Below are 16711 nucleotides of genomic sequence, written 5' to 3'. Positions count from 1 at the left end.
GAGAAGCAAACTGCACAAGGGGCTGTGGCGCAGCTGGTAGCGCACCTGCATGGCATGCAGGGGGTCAGGGGTTCGAGTCCCCTCAGCTCCACGTTTGTGATGACGCGGGACATCGTTCATAGATGTCCCGCGTCATCGTTCATAGAGGGAGAGCCCGGCCATCGGCCGGGCTCTCCCTTCGTTGTTGCGCCAGTAGGTGCTGGTCGCGGAAGGTGTCGAGCTGGGCTTGCAGGGCGTGCAGGGCCGGCCGCGGCCCAGGTGCAGTCCTGGGGCGGCGATGCGAGGGTGGAGCGGCAGCGACGGGTCGGCAAGGTGCTCGCGACTGCCGAGCCGCGAGGAGCTGTCCGTGCGTGCACTGACCTGGCAAGGAACTCAGAAGGTCGTCGTCGAGGACGTCCCCGACCCGACCATCCAGGAGAGCCGGGACGCGATCATCCGCGTCACGTCGACCGCGATCTGCGGCTCCGACCTGCACCTGTACTCGATCCTCGGGCCGTACCTGGCGCGCGGTGACGTGCTCGGTCACGAGGCGATGGGCGTCGTCGAGGAGGTCGGCCCGGAGGCGGGTGACCTGCGGGTGGGTGACCGGGTCGTCGTCCCGTTCGGCATCGCGTGCGGGACCTGCACGATGTGCCGGCTCGGGCTGCAGTCGCAGTGCGAGACCACGCAGGTGCGCGAGCAGGGCTCCGGTGCGGCGCTGTTCGGCTACACGGCGCTGTACGGGTCGGTGCCGGGCGGGCAGGCGCAGTACCTGCGCGTGCCGCAGGCGCACTACGGCCCGGTCGTCGTCCCCGACGACGGCTCACCCGACGAGCGCTACCTGTACCTGTCGGACGTGCTGCCGACGGCGTGGCAGGCGGTCGAGTACGCGTCGGTGCCGGACGGCGGGACGGTCGTGGTCGTCGGGCTGGGGCCGATCGGGCAGATGGCAGCGCGCGTCGCGCTGCACCGCGGGGCGTCGCGGGTCATCGGGATCGACTCGGTGCCCGAGCGGCTCGCCATGGCGGCGCGGCACGGTGTGGACGTGGTCGAGTCCGGCCGCGACGCCCTCGAGGCGGTCCGTGAGCTGACCGGCGGTCGGGGAGCGGACTCGACGATCGACGCCGTCGGCATGGAGGCGCACGGTGCCCCCTTCGCGCACGCCGCGCACAAGGTCACCGCCGTGCTGCCCGACGCGGTGGGCCGCAAGACGATGGAGACCGTCGGCATCGACCGCCTCGCGGGTCTGCGGACCGCGATCGCGGCCGCTCGTCGGGGCGGCACCGTCTCCGTCGTCGGCGTCTACGGCGGCGCGGCCGACCCGATCAACCTCATGGACGTGTTCGACCGGCAGCTCACTCTGCGGTTCGGCCAGGCGAACGTGCGCCGGTGGATCGACGACCTGCTGCCGCTGGTCGCGGACCCGACCGACCCGCTCGACGTGCTGGGGCTGCGCACGCACCGGCTGCCGCTCGAGGACGCGCCCGGCGCCTACGAGATGTTCCACGAGAAGGCGGACGGCTGCATCAAGGTCGTGCTGGACCCGGCGGCCTGACCGGTGGGGGACGTCACGGCGTCGTCCGACGGCACGACGACCGTGATGGAGCTGGACGGTGCGCTGCGCGTCGCCGTGCGCCGGTCGACGTGCTCGGCTCGACGACGCGTCGCTACTGCTCGCTGACCGACGCCCGGTCGTCCGTGGGCCCCGGCGCGGGGTCGCGCAGGGCGTCGGCGAGCGCGGCCAGCGCCGAGCCGCGCAGCCGGACCGACTGCGGGGCGTCGGGGACGACGTCATCGGCCGCGTGGTACATCCCGGGCACCACGTGCAGGTCGACCGGAACGCCCGCGGCACGCAGCCGTTCGGCGTACGCGACGTCCTCGTCGTGGAACAGGTCGAGGCTGCCGACGCCGATCCACGCGGGTGCGAGCCCGGCCAGGTCGGGGCGCCGGGCGGGCACGGCGTACGGGCGCGTCTCGTCCTCGCCGGGTGCGTGGCCGAGGTACGACGACCAGCCGAACCGGTTCGAGGGAGGCGTCCACAGCACGGCCCAGGTCCGCTCCGCGCGCACGCGCGTGACCGTCCGGTCGTCGAGCATCGGGTACACGAGGACCTGGAGGCGCACGGGCAGGCCGGTGTCGTGGGCGCGCTGGGCGAGGCTCGCGGCCAGACCGCCGCCCGCGCTGTCGCCGCCGATCGCGACGCGCGCGGTGTCGACGCCGAGCCCACTCGCCTCGCGGTGCACCCAGGTGAGGGCGTCGTGGCAGTCGTCGATCGCGGCGGGGTAGGGGTGGTCGGGGGCGAGGCGGTAGCCGACGCTCACGACGAGCACGCCGAGCTCGTCGGCGACGCGCGCGCACCACGCGTCGGCGTGACGCGTGGTCCCCATGACCAGGCCACCGCCGTGCATCCAGACGAGCGCGCCGGTCGGCGCCGGCCTGGTCGTCGGCGAGTACAGGTCGAGCTCGAGCTCGGGTCCTCCCGCCCGCGCGAGCCGGACGCCGTGGCGCTGGACGCCTGGCGGCAGGGCTGCGGTGGCGGGCCGGCGGTGGCGACGATGCGCCAGCAGAGCGCGGTTGGACACGGTGCTGGGCCGCAGCAGTGCCGTCGAACGGAGCTCAGGCGCGACGCGACGCACGGCGTCGGCGTGCCGTCGCAGCGCGCGCACCGTCGGGACGGCGAGCGCGAGCGCAGCCGCGGCCGCCGCGGCGAGACCCGCCCGCTCGATGACGTCCGCCCTCGACATGACGGACATCATATGTCTGACGTCCGCGATGTCGAGCGTGCGTCGCACGTCTCCGCATGGCCGACGAGGATCAGCCAGAGCGGCTCATCGACCCTCCGTCGCCTCCGTGGCCTCGTGCTCGCGCTCGTCGTCCTCGGCGCGGTCGGTGCTCGCGTGGTCGCGGTGCCGGGTCGCGACGTACAGCACCGCGCCGAGGGCGAGGAGGATCCCGGCCAGGAGCCAGTGCTTGGCCTCCTGCTGGGTCAGCAGCAGCAGGCACGTCCCGACGGCGAGGACCGGCAGGGGCGTCCAGGCGCGGAAGTGGGAGTGCTCGACGCGGTCGCGCCGCAGGACCAGGACGGCCACGTTGGTGCTGAGGAAGACGAACAGCAGCAGGAGCACCACGGTCGAGGCCAGGTCGGCGAGCGACCCGGTCAGCGTGAGCGCCATCGCGACCGCGGTGGTCGCGACGATCGCGACCACCGGCGTGCGACGGCCCGGCAGGACCCGACCGAACACCGACGGCAGGAGCCGTTCCTCGGCCATGCCGTAGGTGAGGCGGCTCGCCATGACCATCGTGAGCAGCGCGCCGTTCGCGACGGCGACGAGCGCGACCACGGAGAACAGCTCGAGCGGCACGCCGCCGGCGACCTTCACGACCTCGAGCAGCGGACCGCTCGAGGCCTGCAGGTCCTCGAGCGGGACGACCGCGGGGGCGACGAGCGCGACGAGGAGGTACACGAGCCCGGCCGTGGCGATCGCCCCGAACAGGGCGCGCGGGTAGACCCGGCGCACGTCGCGCACCTCCTCGGCGATGTTGGCCGAGGTCTCGAAGCCGACGAACGAGTAGAACGCGATCAGCGCGCCGCCGAGCGTCGCCGCCGCGACCCCGGTCTCGGCGGGCAGCTCGCTCAGGCGCGTGACGTCGCCGTCGCCGCGGCCGAGCACGATCGCACCCAGCACGACGACGAGCACGAGCCCGCTGAGCTCGACCGCCGTCATCACGACGTTGGCGCGCAGCGACTCCTTGATGCCGCGCAGGTTGAGCGCGGCGACGAGCGCGAGGAACACGATCGCGGTGGGGACCGCGGGCACGTCGAGGAACGTGCCCAGGTAGTCGCCCGCGAACGCGAGCGACAGCCCCGCGGCCGAGGTCACGCCCGCCGCGAGCATGCAGAAGCCGACGAGGAACGACACGAGCGGGCGGCCGAACGCGCGCTGCGCGTAGACCGCGGAGCCGCCGGCCTGGGGGTACTTGGTGACCAGCTCGGCATAGGACGCCGCGGTCAGCAGCGCCATGCCGAGCGCGACGAGCAGCGGCAGCCAGATCATGCCGCCGGCCTCGCCGGACAGCTCGCCGACGAGCGCGTAGACGCCCGCACCCAGCACGTCTCCGAGCATGAACAGGAACAGCAGCGGGCCGGTGACGTTGCGGGCCAGGCGCGTCGGGCGGTCGGTCGTGGTCGGTGCGGCGGTCATCGTCAGAGTGTGCGGGCCGGTTCGCGAGCCCGCACGGCGAGCGGTGCGGCGGTCGCGGCTCGCCGGGTCGAACGGCCGTCGGCGGAGCATGATGGGCGCATGGTGGCGGTCGGCAGGGTGTACGACGAGGTCAGCGACGCGAGCCGTCGTGTGCTCGTCGACCGGCTGTGGCCGCGCGGGTTCCGCAAGGACGACCCGCGGATCGACGAGTGGATGCCCGAGGTGGCGCCGAGCACCGAGCTGCGGCACTGGTACGGGCACCGCGCCGAGGCGTACGACGAGTTCGCGCGCCGGTACGAGGCCGAGCTCGCGCAGGAGCCCGCGGCGGACGGGTTCGCGCGCCTCGCCGCGCTCGTCCGGCTCGAGCCCACCACGCTGCTCACGGCCACGCGCGAGGTCGAGCTGAGCCACCTCACGGTGCTGGCCGACCTGCTCGCGCGGCTGCCCGACGACGAGCGGGCGCGCTGACGCCGATGGCCGGCCGGACGGCCCTCGACGACGACCTCGTCACGGGTGCGCCCGTGGACGACCAGCCCGCAGCCCCGGCGCCGACCTCCGCCACGACGCCCGAGGTGACGGTCGGGCCCACCCCGCAGGCGCCGGCGTCGCCCGGGCCCACGACGGCGACGAGCGAGCCGGCCGAGGTCGTCCCGAGCGCGACGCCGGAGCCGACGCCGGACGCGACCACGCCCGCGCCCACGACCTCGCCCACCGGCTCGTCGCCCACGCCCGCGCCGACGTCGACGACGGTCGCGCCGGTCTGGTCCACACCCCCGACCGTGACGACGAGCGAGGTCCCTGTCGGCGTGATCGCCCTCGCGCTCGTCGTGCTGCTCACCGCGACCGCGGTGATCACGCTGGTGGTGCGGCGGGCCCGCGCGAGCGCCGCGGCCGGGGCCGGGCTCGACGAGGATGCGCCCGCCGCCACGGGAGCCGGGCCGACCTCCGGCGCCGACGTCTCCACCACGGTGCGCCGGACGCCCGTCGCGGTCGCGGCGGCTCGCGCTCGGAGCCGCGCCGGCTCGGCAGGTCCGGCGGACCGGGACGGCGAGCGGACGCGCGCGGAGACCGGCGGCCTGGTCGTCGCCGAGGTGCTCGCGGGCCTGGGCTCGACCGGGCGCTCCGAGGCGGTCCAGGGCCCGCGCGAGGAGCCGGCGTCGGTCGACGACACCATCCGGTTCTGCCTGCAGCTCGGCGAGGCGATGATCGACACGACCGCCCCCGTCGTGCAGGTGCAGGACGCGCTCGAGCACATCGCCCGCGCGAACGGCATCCCGGACGTCGAGGTCGTCGCGCTCCCGACCGCGCTGCTGCTCTCGACGCCCCGCGCGCACGAGGTGCGCACGGTCGCCGTCAGCGCGGGCTACCGGTCGCTGCGGCTCGACCAGGTGCAGGACGTGCTCGAGGTCGCCGACCTGGCGCGTGCGGGCACGCTCGAACCGGCCGAGGGGCTGCGGCGCGTCGCCGACGCGGTGGCGCGCTCGTCGCCGTACGCCGTCTGGCAGCAGGCGCTCGGGTACGTGATCTCCGCGGTGGGGCTCGCGCTGGTGCTCGGCGGCTCGCTGACCGACGTCGCGCTCGCGGCCGTGCTGGGGGCGGTCGTGGTGACCTTCGAGAAGGCCACCGCGCGCTGGGCCGTGCCGTACCAGGCGATCGTCGTGCTGGTGGCGTCGTTCGTCGTCGCGACGGCCGTGTTCTCCCTGTCGCGCACGGGGCTCGACGTGACGCTGCTGCCCGCGCTGGTCGCACCGCTCATCACGTTCCTGCCCGGCGCGCAGCTCACCACGGGCGTCATCGACCTCGCGACGCGGCAGATGATCGCGGGCGCGGCTCGGCTGTCCGCGGGCGTGATGATGCTCGTGCTGCTCGCCCTGGGCATCGTCGCGGGCGCGAACCTCGTCGGGATCCCCGCCTCCGCGCTGACGGCGGGGGGCGGCCAGGCGCTCGGCTGGGTGGGCGCGTGGCTGGGGGTCGGGATCTTCGGCGTCGGGGCGACGATCCGGCACAGCGCGCACCGGCGGGCCGTGCCCTGGATCCTGCTCGTGCTCGTCGTCGCCTACGCCGGGCAGCTCGTCGGCGGCGCGCTGCTCGGGACGCAGGTCTCCGCGTTCGTCGGTGCGCTGGCGATGACCCCGGTGGCGCTCGTCGTGTCGCGGTACGCCGACGGCCCGCCCGCGATGGTGAGCATCCTTCCGGCGTTCTGGCTCCTGGTCCCCGGGGCGCTCGGGCTCGTAGGAGTCACGTCCGTGCTGGGCGAGTCGACCGACCAGGGCCTGACCGCGGTCGTCACGGCCGGCACGACCATGGTCGCGATCTCGCTCGGCGTGCTGACGGGGCTCGGCGCGGGCTCGTGGGCGCTCGAGAGCCGGTGGTGGCTGCGGCGTCCGCAGTGACGAGGCGCTCACCCGGAGGAATGAGGCCGTCACGACACCCCCCTGCACTCGGGTGACACCACGCGGAATGGTCGGCAATGTCGGGTTTCGCTCCGATAGCCTCCCCGCGCACCCACCCTTCAGGGTGCGCACACGAAACAGGGGAGAGCACAGCATGACCGTGAACACCAAGAGCGCCGCGAGCAGCACCACGCGCGCGCGCCTGATCGCCGTCCTGGCGGGAGTCGCGCTCGCGGCCTCGAGCGCCGTCGCGGCGCCGGCCGTCGCTTCCGAGGCACAGCCGGCCGCTGCCACGGTGACGGTCAACAAGTTCGACCAGCGCAAGTCGCCGAGCACCTGCAAGTACCTCTACTGGAGCTTCTCGGCGTCCGGTCTGAGCAGCAGCAAGGACTACTACGCCGACATCACGCTGACGCGCTCGACGGAGAAGATCAACTCCTACACGGTCGAGTCCAAGGTCGTGAACGGCACCAACAAGGTCAAGTCCTTCGTCTGCTCGACGCTGCACAAGGCGGGCATCTGGAAGGCCACCGTCCGGGTCAAGACCGGCGGTTCGGTCGTCGCGAAGTCGGCGACCGTCTCGCAGACGATCCGCGTCAAGCCGGCCGTCGAGATCGCCAGCGTCTACGGCACGATCGGTGGCAGCGCGACGCTGACCGGCTACGCGAGCCCGGGCGTCGACACCAAGGGCAAGACGATCAAGGTCTACTTCAAGAAGAAGGGGTCCAAGACCTACAAGCTGATCGGCACGGCCAAGGCGCAGTCGTCCGGCTACTTCAAGCTGACGACGACGAAGCTCGGCCTCGGCTACACCTACGCCAAGATCGAGAAGCAGGACTACATCGTCTCGAGCAAGTCGAAGTCGGTGCAGATCGTGCGCACGTCGTCGGCATCGGCGTCCTCGATCGCGCTGGACTGAGCCCTTCCCGCACACGGGCCTGGCGTCGCCTCGCGGCGCCAGGCCCGTGGCGTGCCGGGACCCGGGCGGTGCCGCTCTCGGGCGTCCCGGTGCCTCCGTTCGTCGCGACGGTCGGTTCTGCCCAGGCGGTGGAACGAGAACCCGGGACGAAAGACCCGTGCCTTATGTTGTCCGCGTGACAGCACCAACTGCTCCGCACGAGAACCGGCGCGGCTCCGCCCGCCACGAGGTCCCTGAACCGCTCCGCAACGACGTCCGGGTGCTCGGTGAGTTCCTGGGGCGGGTGCTGCGTGAGTCCGGCGGCGACGAGCTGCTCGAGGACGTCGAGCGGCTGCGTGAGCTCGCGATCCGCGCGCACGACGAGCCCGAGAGCGACGCCCTGGCGCTCGCCGAGGAGCTCGTCGCGGGCTTCACGCTGGACCGCGCGGAGCAGGTCGCCCGCGCGTTCACGTGCTACTTCCACCTCGCGAACACCGCCGAGGAGTACCACCGCGTCCGGGTGCTGCGTGAGCGCGAGGCGCAGACGGACCCGCACGCGCTGACGCCGGACGACTCCCTGCCGGCTGCCGTCGTGCAGCTCGCCGACGAGGTCGGCGAGGACGAGGCGCGACGCCGCCTGCGCGAGGTCGAGTTCCGTCCCGTGCTCACGGCGCACCCGACCGAGGCGCGTCGGCGTGCCGTCTCGCGCTCGATCCGTCGCATCGCGGAGCTCGTCGCCGAGCGCGACGTGCGCACCACCGGCGGCATGTCCCTCGCCGAGAACGACCGCCGCCTGCTGGCGGAGATCGACACGCTGTGGCGGACCGCTCCGCTGCGGCAGGCCAAGCCCAGCGTGCTCGACGAGGTCCGCACGGTCCTCGGGGTCTTCGAGTCCACGCTCGCCGACGTGCTGCCCGCGGTCTACCGCCGGCTCGACGACTGGCTGCTCGACGGCGACGCCGGGACGCAGCAGCCCGTCGTGCGGCCGTTCGCGCGCCTCGGCTCGTGGATCGGTGGCGACCGCGACGGCAACCCGAACGTCACCGCCGAGATCACGCGCTCGGCCGCGCAGCTCGCCTCGGAGCAGGCGCTCGTCGAGCTCGAGAGGTCGGCCGCGCGCACCGCCGCCGGCCTGACGCTCGACGGCGGGGGAACGCCCGCGTCGTCCGAGCTCAACGCGCTGTGGCAGCGGCAGCGCTCGCTGTCCGAGCCCATCGCGTCGCGCGTGTCGGCCGAGTCGCCCAACGAGCCGCACCGGCGCGAGCTGCTGTTCGTCGTCGAGCGGCTCGCGGCGACGCGCAGCCGCAACGCGGACCTCGCGTACGCCTCGTCGGCGGAGCTCGAGGCGGACCTGCTCGTGGTGCAGCGCTCCCTGGTCGACGCGGGCGCGACCCGCCAGGCGTACGGCGACCTGCAGCGCTTGCTGTGGCAGGTGCAGACGTTCGGCTTCCACCTCGCCGAGCTCGAGCTCCGTCAGCACTCGCAGGTGCACGCGGCGGCGCTGGCCGACATCGCCGCGAACGGGATCGACGGGGAGCTCGAGCCGCGCACGGTCGAGGTGCTCGACACGTTCCGCACCGTCGGCACGATCCAGAAGCGGTTCGGGCCGGACGCCGCTCGCCGCTACATCGTCTCGTTCACGCAGGCACCCGAGCACCTGGCCGCGGTCTACGAGCTCGCCGAGCTGGCGTACGGCGGCGCCGAGAACGTGCCGGTGATCGACGCGATCCCGTTGTTCGAGACGTTCGCGGACCTCGAGGCGAGCGTGGACATCCTGCAGGCGGCGCTCGAGCTGCCGCAGGTGCGTAAGCGCCTGGCCGAGAACGGCCGACGCGTCGAGGTCATGCTCGGCTACTCGGACTCGTCCAAGGACGTCGGTCCGCTGTCGGCGACGCTCGCGCTCGACGACGCGCAGCGCCGCATCACGCAGTGGGCTCGCGACAACGAGATCGTCCTGACGCTGTTCCACGGCCGTGGCGGCGCGCTCGGGCGTGGCGGTGGTCCCGCCAACCGCGCGCTCCTCGCGCAGCCCCCGGGCTCGGTCGACGGCCGGTTCAAGCTCACCGAGCAGGGCGAGGTCATCTTCGCCCGCTACGGCGACCCGCACATCGCGGCTCGGCACATCGAGCAGGTCGTCGCCGCGACGCTGCTCGCGGGTGCCCCGAGCGTCGAGCGGCACAACGCGGAGGCGGCCGAGCGGTTCCAGCCGCTCGCGTCCCGGCTCGACGAGGCCTCGCGCACGCACTTCCACGAGCTCGTCCGCGCCGAGGGCTTCCCTCAGTGGTTCGCCGAGGTCACGCCGCTCGAGGAGATCGGCCTGCTGCCGATCGGCTCGCGCCCCGCGCGCCGCGGCCTGTCGGTCTCGAGCCTCGACGACCTGCGCGCCATCCCGTGGGTGTTCTCCTGGTCGCAGGCCCGCATCAACCTCGCCGGCTGGTACGGCCTGGGCACCGCGCTGGAGACGGTCGCCGACCTCGACGAGCTGCGCTCGGCGTACCAGCACTGGCCGCTGTTCGCGACGATCATCGACAACGTCGAGATGTCGCTGGCCAAGACCGACGAGCGGATCGCGGCGCGCTACCTCGCGCTCGGCGACCGTGAGGACTTCGCGCAGCTCGTGCTCGACGAGATGGCGCGCACGCGTCGCTGGGTGCTCGCGATCACGGACTCCGACGCGGTGCTGTCGCGGCGCCGCATCCTGGGCCGTGCCGTCCAGCTCCGCAGCCCGTACGTCGACGCGCTGTCGCTGCTGCAGCTGCGCGCGCTGCGCGGTCTGCGCACGGGCGACGCGCCCGAGCGGGACGACGACCTGCGCCGCCTGCTGCTGCTCACCGTCAACGGTGTGGCCGCCGGCGTCCAGAACACCGGCTGACACCGGCCGCACGCACGACGAGAGGGCTCCCCGGTCGACCGGTGGGGCCCTCTCGTCGTCGTGCGGGACGCGTCGTTCGTGCGCCGCGCCTCAGCGTGGCAGCGAGACCACCGCGGGCAGCGGCGTCCCCGCGGCGAGCGACTCCAGCACGAGCCGCTCGTGCGGGACGACGTCCGGCAGCGCCGCGAGCGGGAACCAGCCCATCTGCGCGCTCTTGTCGGGCTCGCGCAGCTGCGGCTCGCCCTGCCACGCTCGCGCGAGGAAGAAGACGTCGACGCGCTGCTCGACGGGCGGCCCGGTCCGCTCGAACCGGTGCAGCACCGTCAGCGGCTCGAGGTCGGCCACGTCGACGCGGACGCCGCTCTCCTCTGCGGCCTCCCGCACGGCGGCCTCGTGCACGGACTCACCCGGGTCGACGTGGCCCGCGAGCAGCCCCCACCGGCCGTCCATGTAGCCCGTGCCCTGGCGGAGCTGCAGCAGGACGTCGTCGCCGCGCCGCAGCACGACGTACGCGGCCGCGACGAGCAGCGTGCGGTGGCCCAGGTGGTCGTCGCTGCGGTAGCGGCTCGTGTCGTTCACCCCTGGAGTCTGCCGTGCGCGCGCCGGTCACGGTGACGAGGACCCGAGTGTGGACCAGGTGAGCAACCAGCCCGCACGCCACGACGCGAGCAGCGCGAGGCCGCACGCGCCGAGCGCGACGAGCGCGAGCGCGGCGTCCGCCGCGGCCAGCGGGACGGGTCGCAGCACGGTGCGCGGACCTGCGCCGAGCCCGCGCAGCTGGAGCGTGACCGAGAGCCGTTCACCCTGACGCAGCGCGCCGACCAGCAGCGCGAACGCGGCGCGGGCCAGCGAGGCCGGGTCGCGCGGCAGGGGTGCGCCGCGCCGGCGGCTGGGGTCGCGCACGGCCTGCGCGCGCCGGATCGTCGTCCAGGCCTCGGGCAGCCCTTCGAGCACGCGGTAGCCCGCGAGGATCGCGTACGTCACGCGCGCGGGCAGGCGGGCGTGCTGGTGCAGGCTCGTCATGAGCCGTGGACCGTCGGTGGTGGCCGTGAACACCACGGCGAGCGCCCCGACGACGAGCGTGCGGATCGCGAGCGACGTCCCGACGACGAGGCCCGTGCGCGTCACCTCGAGCCCGGCGACCCGCGCGAGCACGTCGCCGTCGCGCGTCACGGCGTTGACGGCCAGCAGCGAGGCGGCGAACGGTGCGAACGCCGCGCACGCGGTGGCGAGCGTGCGCGCGGGGAGACGGCCGGCGAGGGCTGCGGCGGGCACGAGCAGGAGCCCGACGAGGGTCGGCGTCGCGACGTCGACCGGCACGAGCAGCGCGCTGGAGACCGCGAGGAGCACGACGAGCTTGACGGTCGGGTTGCGGCGGTGCAGCACGGAGTCGTGCGCGAGGGCCCGACCGAAGCGGGCGGGGGAGCAGGACGTCATGCGTGCGCCTGCGCGTGGTCGTCCGCGGGCACGAGCCCTGCCGTCCGCAGCGGCCCGTGAGGCGCCGCGGAGAGCAGGTCGGCGGCGGGCCCGTGTGCGAGCACGCGTCCGTCGGCGAGGACGACGAGGTCGTCGGCGAGGTCCGCGACGAGCGCGAGGTCGTGCGTCACGACGACGAGCCCGCGGCCCTCGTCGGCCAGCGAGCGCAGCAGTGCGACGGTCGCCGCGGTGGTGCGTCCGTCCTGGCCGAACGTCGGCTCGTCGGCCAGCAGGACGTCGTGCCCGCACACCGCGGCGGCGGCGACGGACAGCCGCCGTTGCTGCCCGCCCGAGAGCCGGAACGGGTCGTGGTCGGCCAGGTGCTCGAGCGCCGCGGCCGCCAGCGCGCGTCGCGCGAGGCCCTCGGGATCGGGCATCCGGGCCCGGCGCGGCCCCCAGGCGACCTCGTCTGCGACCGTGCGCGTGAGGAACTGCTGCTCGGGCTGCTGGAACACGAGTCCGACGCTGCCGCCCTCCACACCGCCCGTGTATGGCAGGAGGCCCGCGAGCGCGAGCAGGAGCGTGCTCTTGCCGGACCCGTTGAGCCCGACGACGGCCGTGACGCGTCCGGCGTGGACGTCGAGGTCGACGCCCATGAGCACGTCGCGGCCGCCCCGCCGGACGCCGAGCCCTCGCGCCCGCAGCACGCGTGTCGTGCGGGTGCCGACGTCGCGTGAGCCGGCGGCCGTCGAGCCGGCCGTCGTGCGTCTGGTGGCGCGCGCGGTCCACGGTGCGCCCGGCAGGCGGACGCCGAGCGCATGCCACCTGCCGGCCTCGTCGTGCAGGACCTCGCGCGTGGGGCCGTCGGCGACGAGACGCCCGTCGTCGTCCAGCACGACCGTGCGATCGGGCAGGTCGACGACCTCGTCCAGCCGGTGCTCGACGAGGACCTGCGCCCCGCCCGCGGGCCGTAGCAGGCGCCCGACCTCGCGTGCGGCCGCGGGGTCGAGCAGCGCGGTCGGCTCGTCGAGCAGCAGGAGCTCGGGCGCCGCCGCGAGCGTCGCCGCGAGCGCGACTCGTTGCCCCTCGCCGCCCGAGAGCTCGGCCGTGCGCCGGTGACGCAGGTGGGTCGCACCGACCCGGGCGAGCGCGTGCGCGACCGCCTGCTCGATCCGCTCGCGCGGCCAGGCGCGGTTCTCGAGCGGGAAGGCGACCTCCTCCTCGACGCTCGGCAGGCAGAGCTGGTCGGCCGGGTTCTGCGTGAGCGTGCCGACGTCGCGGGCGAGCGTCGCGGGATCGGTCGTCGTCGCGTCCTGCCCGGCGACGAGCACGCGTCCGGACACGTCGGCGTCGACGAGCTGGGGCACGACGCCGGCGAGCACGCGCAGCAGCGTGCTCTTGCCCGAGCCCGAGGGCCCGAGCAGGAGCACGCGCTCGCCGGCGTCGACGCGCAGCGTGAGGTCGCGCAGCACGGGCGCGCGGCCCGGGTACGCGACGCCCAGGGCGGACGTCTCGATCACGCGACCGGGACCTCGTCGTGCGCCGGCGCGCCCGGACGTGCGGCCGCGCGCCGCGCACGCCCCAGCGCGGTGTTGTCCAGCACGCCCGTGCGCGCAAGGGCGTCGCCCAGCACGCGTGCGAGCAGCCCGCACAGCAGGACGCTCGAGACGAGCGTCAGCCCGAGCCGCCACGCGAACCAGTCCTGCTGCAGCCACCCGAACCGGATCGTGCCCATGACCACCGAGGCGAGCGCCGCGCTCACGCCCGAGGCGACGAACACGCCCCACCCGTACCGGCGGTACCGCGTGAGCGCGAACGGCAGCTCGGCACCCGCGCCCTGCACGAGGCCGACGACGAGCAGCATCGGCCCGACGGGCGAGGCGAGGAACACGACCTCGACGAACGCCGCGAGGATCTCGACGACGATCCCCACGAGCGGCTTGCGCACGATGTACGTGGCCAGAGGAGCGGCGACCATCCAGCCGCCCGCGAGCACGTGCTGCGCGAGGTCGCCGAACGGCCCCATCGCGAGCTGCAGCGCGCCCCAGAGCTGCACGAGGGCCCAGTAGAGGAATCCGAGCACCACCGCGAGGACGGCGAGCAGCACGAGGTCGCCGAGCGTCAGGCCGCGCCGGGCGCTCATCGGTCCGCCTCCCACGAGGGCGACGCGATCGAGAGCGTCACGTGCGTGACGACGTGCCGCACGGTCCGGCCGGCGCCGAGCCAACCCGCGACGACGGTCGACAGGACGTCGGCGAGGTCGCCGTCGAGGCGCGTGACGAAGTGCTCGGGCGTGACCTCCACCCGCTCACGGGCGGCGTCGATCGCCGCGGTGATCGCCGCCATGTGGTCGCCCGCGCGGCCCGGACCCCCGTCGTCGAGCGGGTACAGCGACCAGTGCGCCGCGGTCCGCACACCCGTGGTCGGCAGCGTCGGCGCCTGCCCCGTGACGAGGACGGCGTCGTCGGCCAGCGCGCAGTCGACCTCACCCGGGCAGCCGCGCGAGAGCTGCAGGTGCGCGACGAGGTGCCCGCCCGCACGTGCGGCGGCGACGACCACGTCGCGCACGTAGTGCACGACGGCCTCCTCGGTGCCGCGCACGAACGTCGTGACGTCGTCGGTGGTGACCTCGACGTCGTCGGCGGGTGCGGCGTCCAGCGCGTCGACGATCACGTCGACGAAGTCCTCGCGGTGCGGGTGCAGCGACAGGCGCGCACCGATGCCGAGGTCCGCCGGTGACGGGGGAGTACGACGGGGTGCCGTCCCCGGTCGGGGGTCGTCGGGCTGGCGGGTCTCGGCCTGGCGGGAGTCGGGCTGGCGCGTGTCGGGCTGGCGCGTGTCGGGCTGGAGGGTCACGGGTGGCTCCTTCGGGAGTGCCGGACCCCCGGGCAGCCGGCATCCTCCGACGGACGCCGACACCCGGCCTCGTCGTCCGGACTGCGGCGACGCGACCGCGCGCCGGCGGCCGCCGGCGACGCACGCCCTGCTCCCTACGCTGGTGCGAACCAGGTCAGGTTCCACGGGTCTGCGGGTGGGACGTGGTGTCCGGCCGCACTCTCAGCGCTCCTGCGCTCCCCGGGGGCTTTGTCCCGACGACCGTAGCGCGCCGCGGCGGAGGTCCGGAACCGGCGTCCCGGTGGATGGACGCAGGCGACCTGTTCCCTCCGTGACCGAACCGATATCGGGATGTTACTCACCGGTAAGACGCAAGTTACCCAGGTCACACCAATGTGCTACACATCCCCCATCACGTAACCGGCCGGTCTCCAGCCGGCCCCCACGGAAGAGGTGACGGATGACCTCCGCACGCACCCGTCGTCGCCTGGTCGCGACGGCCGCAGGTCTCACGGCTGTCGGGCTTGCGCTCACGGCCTGCTCGTCCGACAACGGCACCGACGACGCCGCGACGAACGGTGGAGGCGCGGGCGGTGGCAGCCTCACGATCGGGACGACCGACAAGGTGACGACGCTGGACCCCGCCGGCTCGTACGACAACGGCTCGTTCGCGATCATGAACCAGGTGTTCCCGTTCCTGCTGAACACGCCGTACGGGAGCCCCGACGTCGAGCCCGACATCGCCGAGTCGGCCGAGTTCACCTCGCCCAGCGAGTACACCGTCACGCTCAAGCCGGGCCTCAAGTGGGCCAACGGCCACGACCTGACCTCGTCGGACGTGAAGTTCAGCTTCGACCGCCAGGTGGCCATCGCCGCCGAGAACGGGCCGTCGTCGCTGCTCTACAACCTCGACAGCGTCGAGGCCGTCGACCCCACGACGGTCGTCTTCCACCTCAAGTCGGACAACGACCAGGTCTTCCCGCAGATCCTGTCGAGCCCCGTCGGCCCGATCGTGGACGAGGAGGTGTTCGCCGCCGACGCGATCACCCCGGACGACGACATCGTCAAGGGCAACGCGTTCGCCGGGCAGTACGTGATCACGAGCTACGACTTCAACAACCTGGTCACGTACGAGGCGTACGACGGCTACCAGGGCATCCTCGGCGCCGCCAAGACCCCCGAGGTCAACGTGAAGTACTACGCCGACGCGTCCAACCTCAAGCTCGACATCCAGCAGGGCAACATCGACGTCGCGTGGCGCAGCCTGACGGCCACCGACATCGGCGACCTGCGCGGTGACGACAAGGTGCAGGTCGTCGACGGCCCCGGTGGCGAGATCCGCTACGTCGTCTTCAACTTCGACACCCAGCCGTACGGCGCCAAGTCCGCCGAGCCGGACCCCGCCAAGGCGCTCGCGGTCCGCCAGGCGGTCGCGCACCTCATCGACCGTGACGCGATCGCCGAGCAGGTCTACAAGGGCACCTACACGCCGCTGTACTCCTACGTCCCGGCCGGGCTGACGGGCGCGACCGAGTCGCTCAAGGGTCTGTACGGCGACGGGTCGGGCGGTCCCGACGTGGACAAGGCGAAGGCGGCGCTCGAGGCCGCGGGTGTCACGACGCCCGTCGCGCTGAGCCTGCAGTACTCGAACGACCACTACGGCCCGTCCTCGGCCGACGAGTACGCGATGATCAAGGACCAGCTCGAGGACAGCGGCCTGTTCGCGGTCGACCTGCAGACGACCGAGTGGGTGCAGTACTCGAAGGACCGCTCGTCGGACGTCTACCCCGCCTACCAGCTCGGCTGGTTCCCGGACTACTCCGACGCCGACAACTACCTGACGCCGTTCTTCCTCACCGAGAACTTCCTGGTCAACCACTACGTGAACCGGGAGGTCAACGACCTCATCCTGCAGCAGGCCGTCACGACCGAGCCGGCCGAGCGCACCTCGATCATCGAGGAGATCCAGGACAAGGTCGCCGCCGACCTCTCGACCGTCCCGTACCTGCAGGGTGCGCAGGTCGCGGTCGTCGGCAAGGACGTGAAGGGCGCCGCCGACACGCTCGACGCATCCTTCAAGTTCCGCTACGGCGCCCTGTCGAAGTGAGCCCGGACG

General features: G+C 73.6%; 13 protein-coding genes, 1 tRNA gene and 1 riboswitch. Of the genes, 7 read left to right on the top strand and 7 right to left on the bottom strand.

Features of this window, described 5'->3' with window-relative positions; genetic code table 11:
- Positions 1–18: 18 nt before the first annotated feature.
- Together CPE01_RS08020 and CPE01_RS08015 are read left to right on the top strand one after the other, a co-directional pair.
- Positions 19–91 (top strand) — tRNA-Ala (locus tag CPE01_RS08020).
- Positions 92–346: 255 nt separating this feature from the next.
- Positions 347–1534: an alcohol dehydrogenase catalytic domain-containing protein gene (locus CPE01_RS08015; protein ID WP_146806122.1), complete on the top strand. Its 1188-nt coding sequence runs from the start codon at positions 347–349 to the stop codon at positions 1532–1534.
- Positions 1535–1646: 112 nt separating this feature from the next.
- On the opposite strand, the gene CPE01_RS08010 is transcribed toward CPE01_RS08015, so the two are convergent.
- Both CPE01_RS08010 and CPE01_RS08005 read right to left on the bottom strand, forming a co-directional pair.
- Positions 1647–2723, bottom strand: coding sequence for an alpha/beta hydrolase (locus CPE01_RS08010; RefSeq protein ID WP_146806121.1), 1077 nt, complete (start codon positions 2721–2723; stop codon positions 1647–1649).
- An 84-nt stretch (positions 2724–2807) separates the two neighbouring features.
- The gene (locus CPE01_RS08005; RefSeq protein WP_146806120.1) at positions 2808–4181 is read right to left on the bottom strand and encodes an APC family permease; all 1374 of its coding nucleotides are present in this window, start codon (positions 4179–4181) and stop codon (positions 2808–2810) included.
- A 99-nt stretch (positions 4182–4280) separates the two neighbouring features.
- Between CPE01_RS08005 and CPE01_RS08000 the strand changes: the two genes are divergently transcribed.
- From CPE01_RS08000 to CPE01_RS07985, 4 genes are all read left to right on the top strand, one after another.
- A complete protein-coding gene (locus tag CPE01_RS08000) occupies positions 4281–4649 on the top strand; it encodes a DUF488 domain-containing protein (RefSeq protein WP_146806119.1) in 369 nt (122 codons plus the stop codon).
- A 5-nt stretch (positions 4650–4654) separates the two neighbouring features.
- The gene (locus tag CPE01_RS07995) at positions 4655–6574 is read left to right on the top strand and encodes a threonine/serine exporter family protein (RefSeq protein ID WP_146806118.1); all 1920 of its coding nucleotides are present in this window, start codon (positions 4655–4657) and stop codon (positions 6572–6574) included.
- Positions 6575–6728: 154 nt separating this feature from the next.
- A complete protein-coding gene (locus CPE01_RS07990; RefSeq protein WP_146806117.1) occupies positions 6729–7493 on the top strand; it encodes a hypothetical protein in 765 nt (254 codons plus the stop codon).
- 175 nt (positions 7494–7668) lie between these two features.
- A complete protein-coding gene (locus tag CPE01_RS07985; protein ID WP_246783807.1) occupies positions 7669–10344 on the top strand; it encodes a phosphoenolpyruvate carboxylase in 2676 nt (891 codons plus the stop codon).
- Between the two features lie 90 nt (positions 10345–10434).
- On the opposite strand, the gene CPE01_RS07980 is transcribed toward CPE01_RS07985, so the two are convergent.
- From CPE01_RS07980 to CPE01_RS07960, 5 genes are read right to left on the bottom strand one after another with little or no spacing between them, the layout of a single operon-like run.
- Positions 10435–10923 (bottom strand): NUDIX domain-containing protein, encoded by a 489-nt coding sequence (locus tag CPE01_RS07980; protein WP_146806115.1) that lies wholly within the window; start codon positions 10921–10923, stop codon positions 10435–10437.
- 27 nt (positions 10924–10950) lie between these two features.
- Positions 10951–11781: an energy-coupling factor transporter transmembrane component T family protein gene (locus CPE01_RS07975; protein WP_146806114.1), complete on the bottom strand. Its 831-nt coding sequence runs from the start codon at positions 11779–11781 to the stop codon at positions 10951–10953.
- On the bottom strand, positions 11778–13280 hold the full coding sequence (locus CPE01_RS07970; protein WP_146806113.1) for an ABC transporter ATP-binding protein: 1503 nt from the start codon (positions 13278–13280) through the stop codon (positions 11778–11780). Before CPE01_RS07970 ends, CPE01_RS07975 begins: the two co-directional genes overlap by 4 nt.
- Complete coding sequence (locus tag CPE01_RS07965) at positions 13277–13903, bottom strand: ECF transporter S component (protein ID WP_146806112.1); 627 nt, start codon at positions 13901–13903, stop codon at positions 13277–13279. The genes CPE01_RS07970 and CPE01_RS07965 overlap by 4 nt, the downstream gene beginning before the upstream one ends.
- On the bottom strand, positions 13900–14616 hold the full coding sequence (locus tag CPE01_RS07960) for a YkoF family thiamine/hydroxymethylpyrimidine-binding protein (protein ID WP_186811463.1): 717 nt from the start codon (positions 14614–14616) through the stop codon (positions 13900–13902). The genes CPE01_RS07965 and CPE01_RS07960 overlap by 4 nt, the downstream gene beginning before the upstream one ends.
- Before the next feature lie 112 nt (positions 14617–14728).
- Positions 14729–14848, bottom strand: a riboswitch (TPP riboswitch).
- A gap of 207 nt (positions 14849–15055) precedes the next feature.
- Between CPE01_RS07960 and CPE01_RS07955 the strand changes: the two genes are divergently transcribed.
- Positions 15056–16702: an ABC transporter substrate-binding protein gene (locus CPE01_RS07955; protein ID WP_146806110.1), complete on the top strand. Its 1647-nt coding sequence runs from the start codon at positions 15056–15058 to the stop codon at positions 16700–16702.
- The last annotated feature ends 9 nt before the right edge of the window (positions 16703–16711 follow it).

The organism is Cellulomonas persica, assembly GCF_007989825.1.
In the GTDB taxonomy this organism is placed as follows: domain Bacteria; phylum Actinomycetota; class Actinomycetes; order Actinomycetales; family Cellulomonadaceae; genus Cellulomonas; species Cellulomonas persica.
This window is presented reverse-complemented; position numbering and strand designations above follow the sequence as displayed.

Coding starts and splice junctions, on each gene's coding strand:
- CPE01_RS08010 (WP_146806121.1), bottom strand. CDS start 2,723: ATGTCGAGGGCGGACGTCATCGAGCGGGCGGGTCTCGCCGCGGCGGCC.
- CPE01_RS07965 (WP_146806112.1), bottom strand. CDS start 13,903: ATGAGCGCCCGGCGCGGCCTGACGCTCGGCGACCTCGTGCTGCTCGCC.
- CPE01_RS07955 (WP_146806110.1), top strand. CDS start 15,056: ATGACCTCCGCACGCACCCGTCGTCGCCTGGTCGCGACGGCCGCAGGT.
- CPE01_RS08000 (WP_146806119.1), top strand. CDS start 4,281: ATGGTGGCGGTCGGCAGGGTGTACGACGAGGTCAGCGACGCGAGCCGT.
- CPE01_RS07975 (WP_146806114.1), bottom strand. CDS start 11,781: ATGACGTCCTGCTCCCCCGCCCGCTTCGGTCGGGCCCTCGCGCACGAC.
- CPE01_RS07990 (WP_146806117.1), top strand. CDS start 6,729: ATGACCGTGAACACCAAGAGCGCCGCGAGCAGCACCACGCGCGCGCGC.
- CPE01_RS08005 (WP_146806120.1), bottom strand. CDS start 4,181: ATGACCGCCGCACCGACCACGACCGACCGCCCGACGCGCCTGGCCCGC.
- CPE01_RS07995 (WP_146806118.1), top strand. CDS start 4,655: ATGGCCGGCCGGACGGCCCTCGACGACGACCTCGTCACGGGTGCGCCC.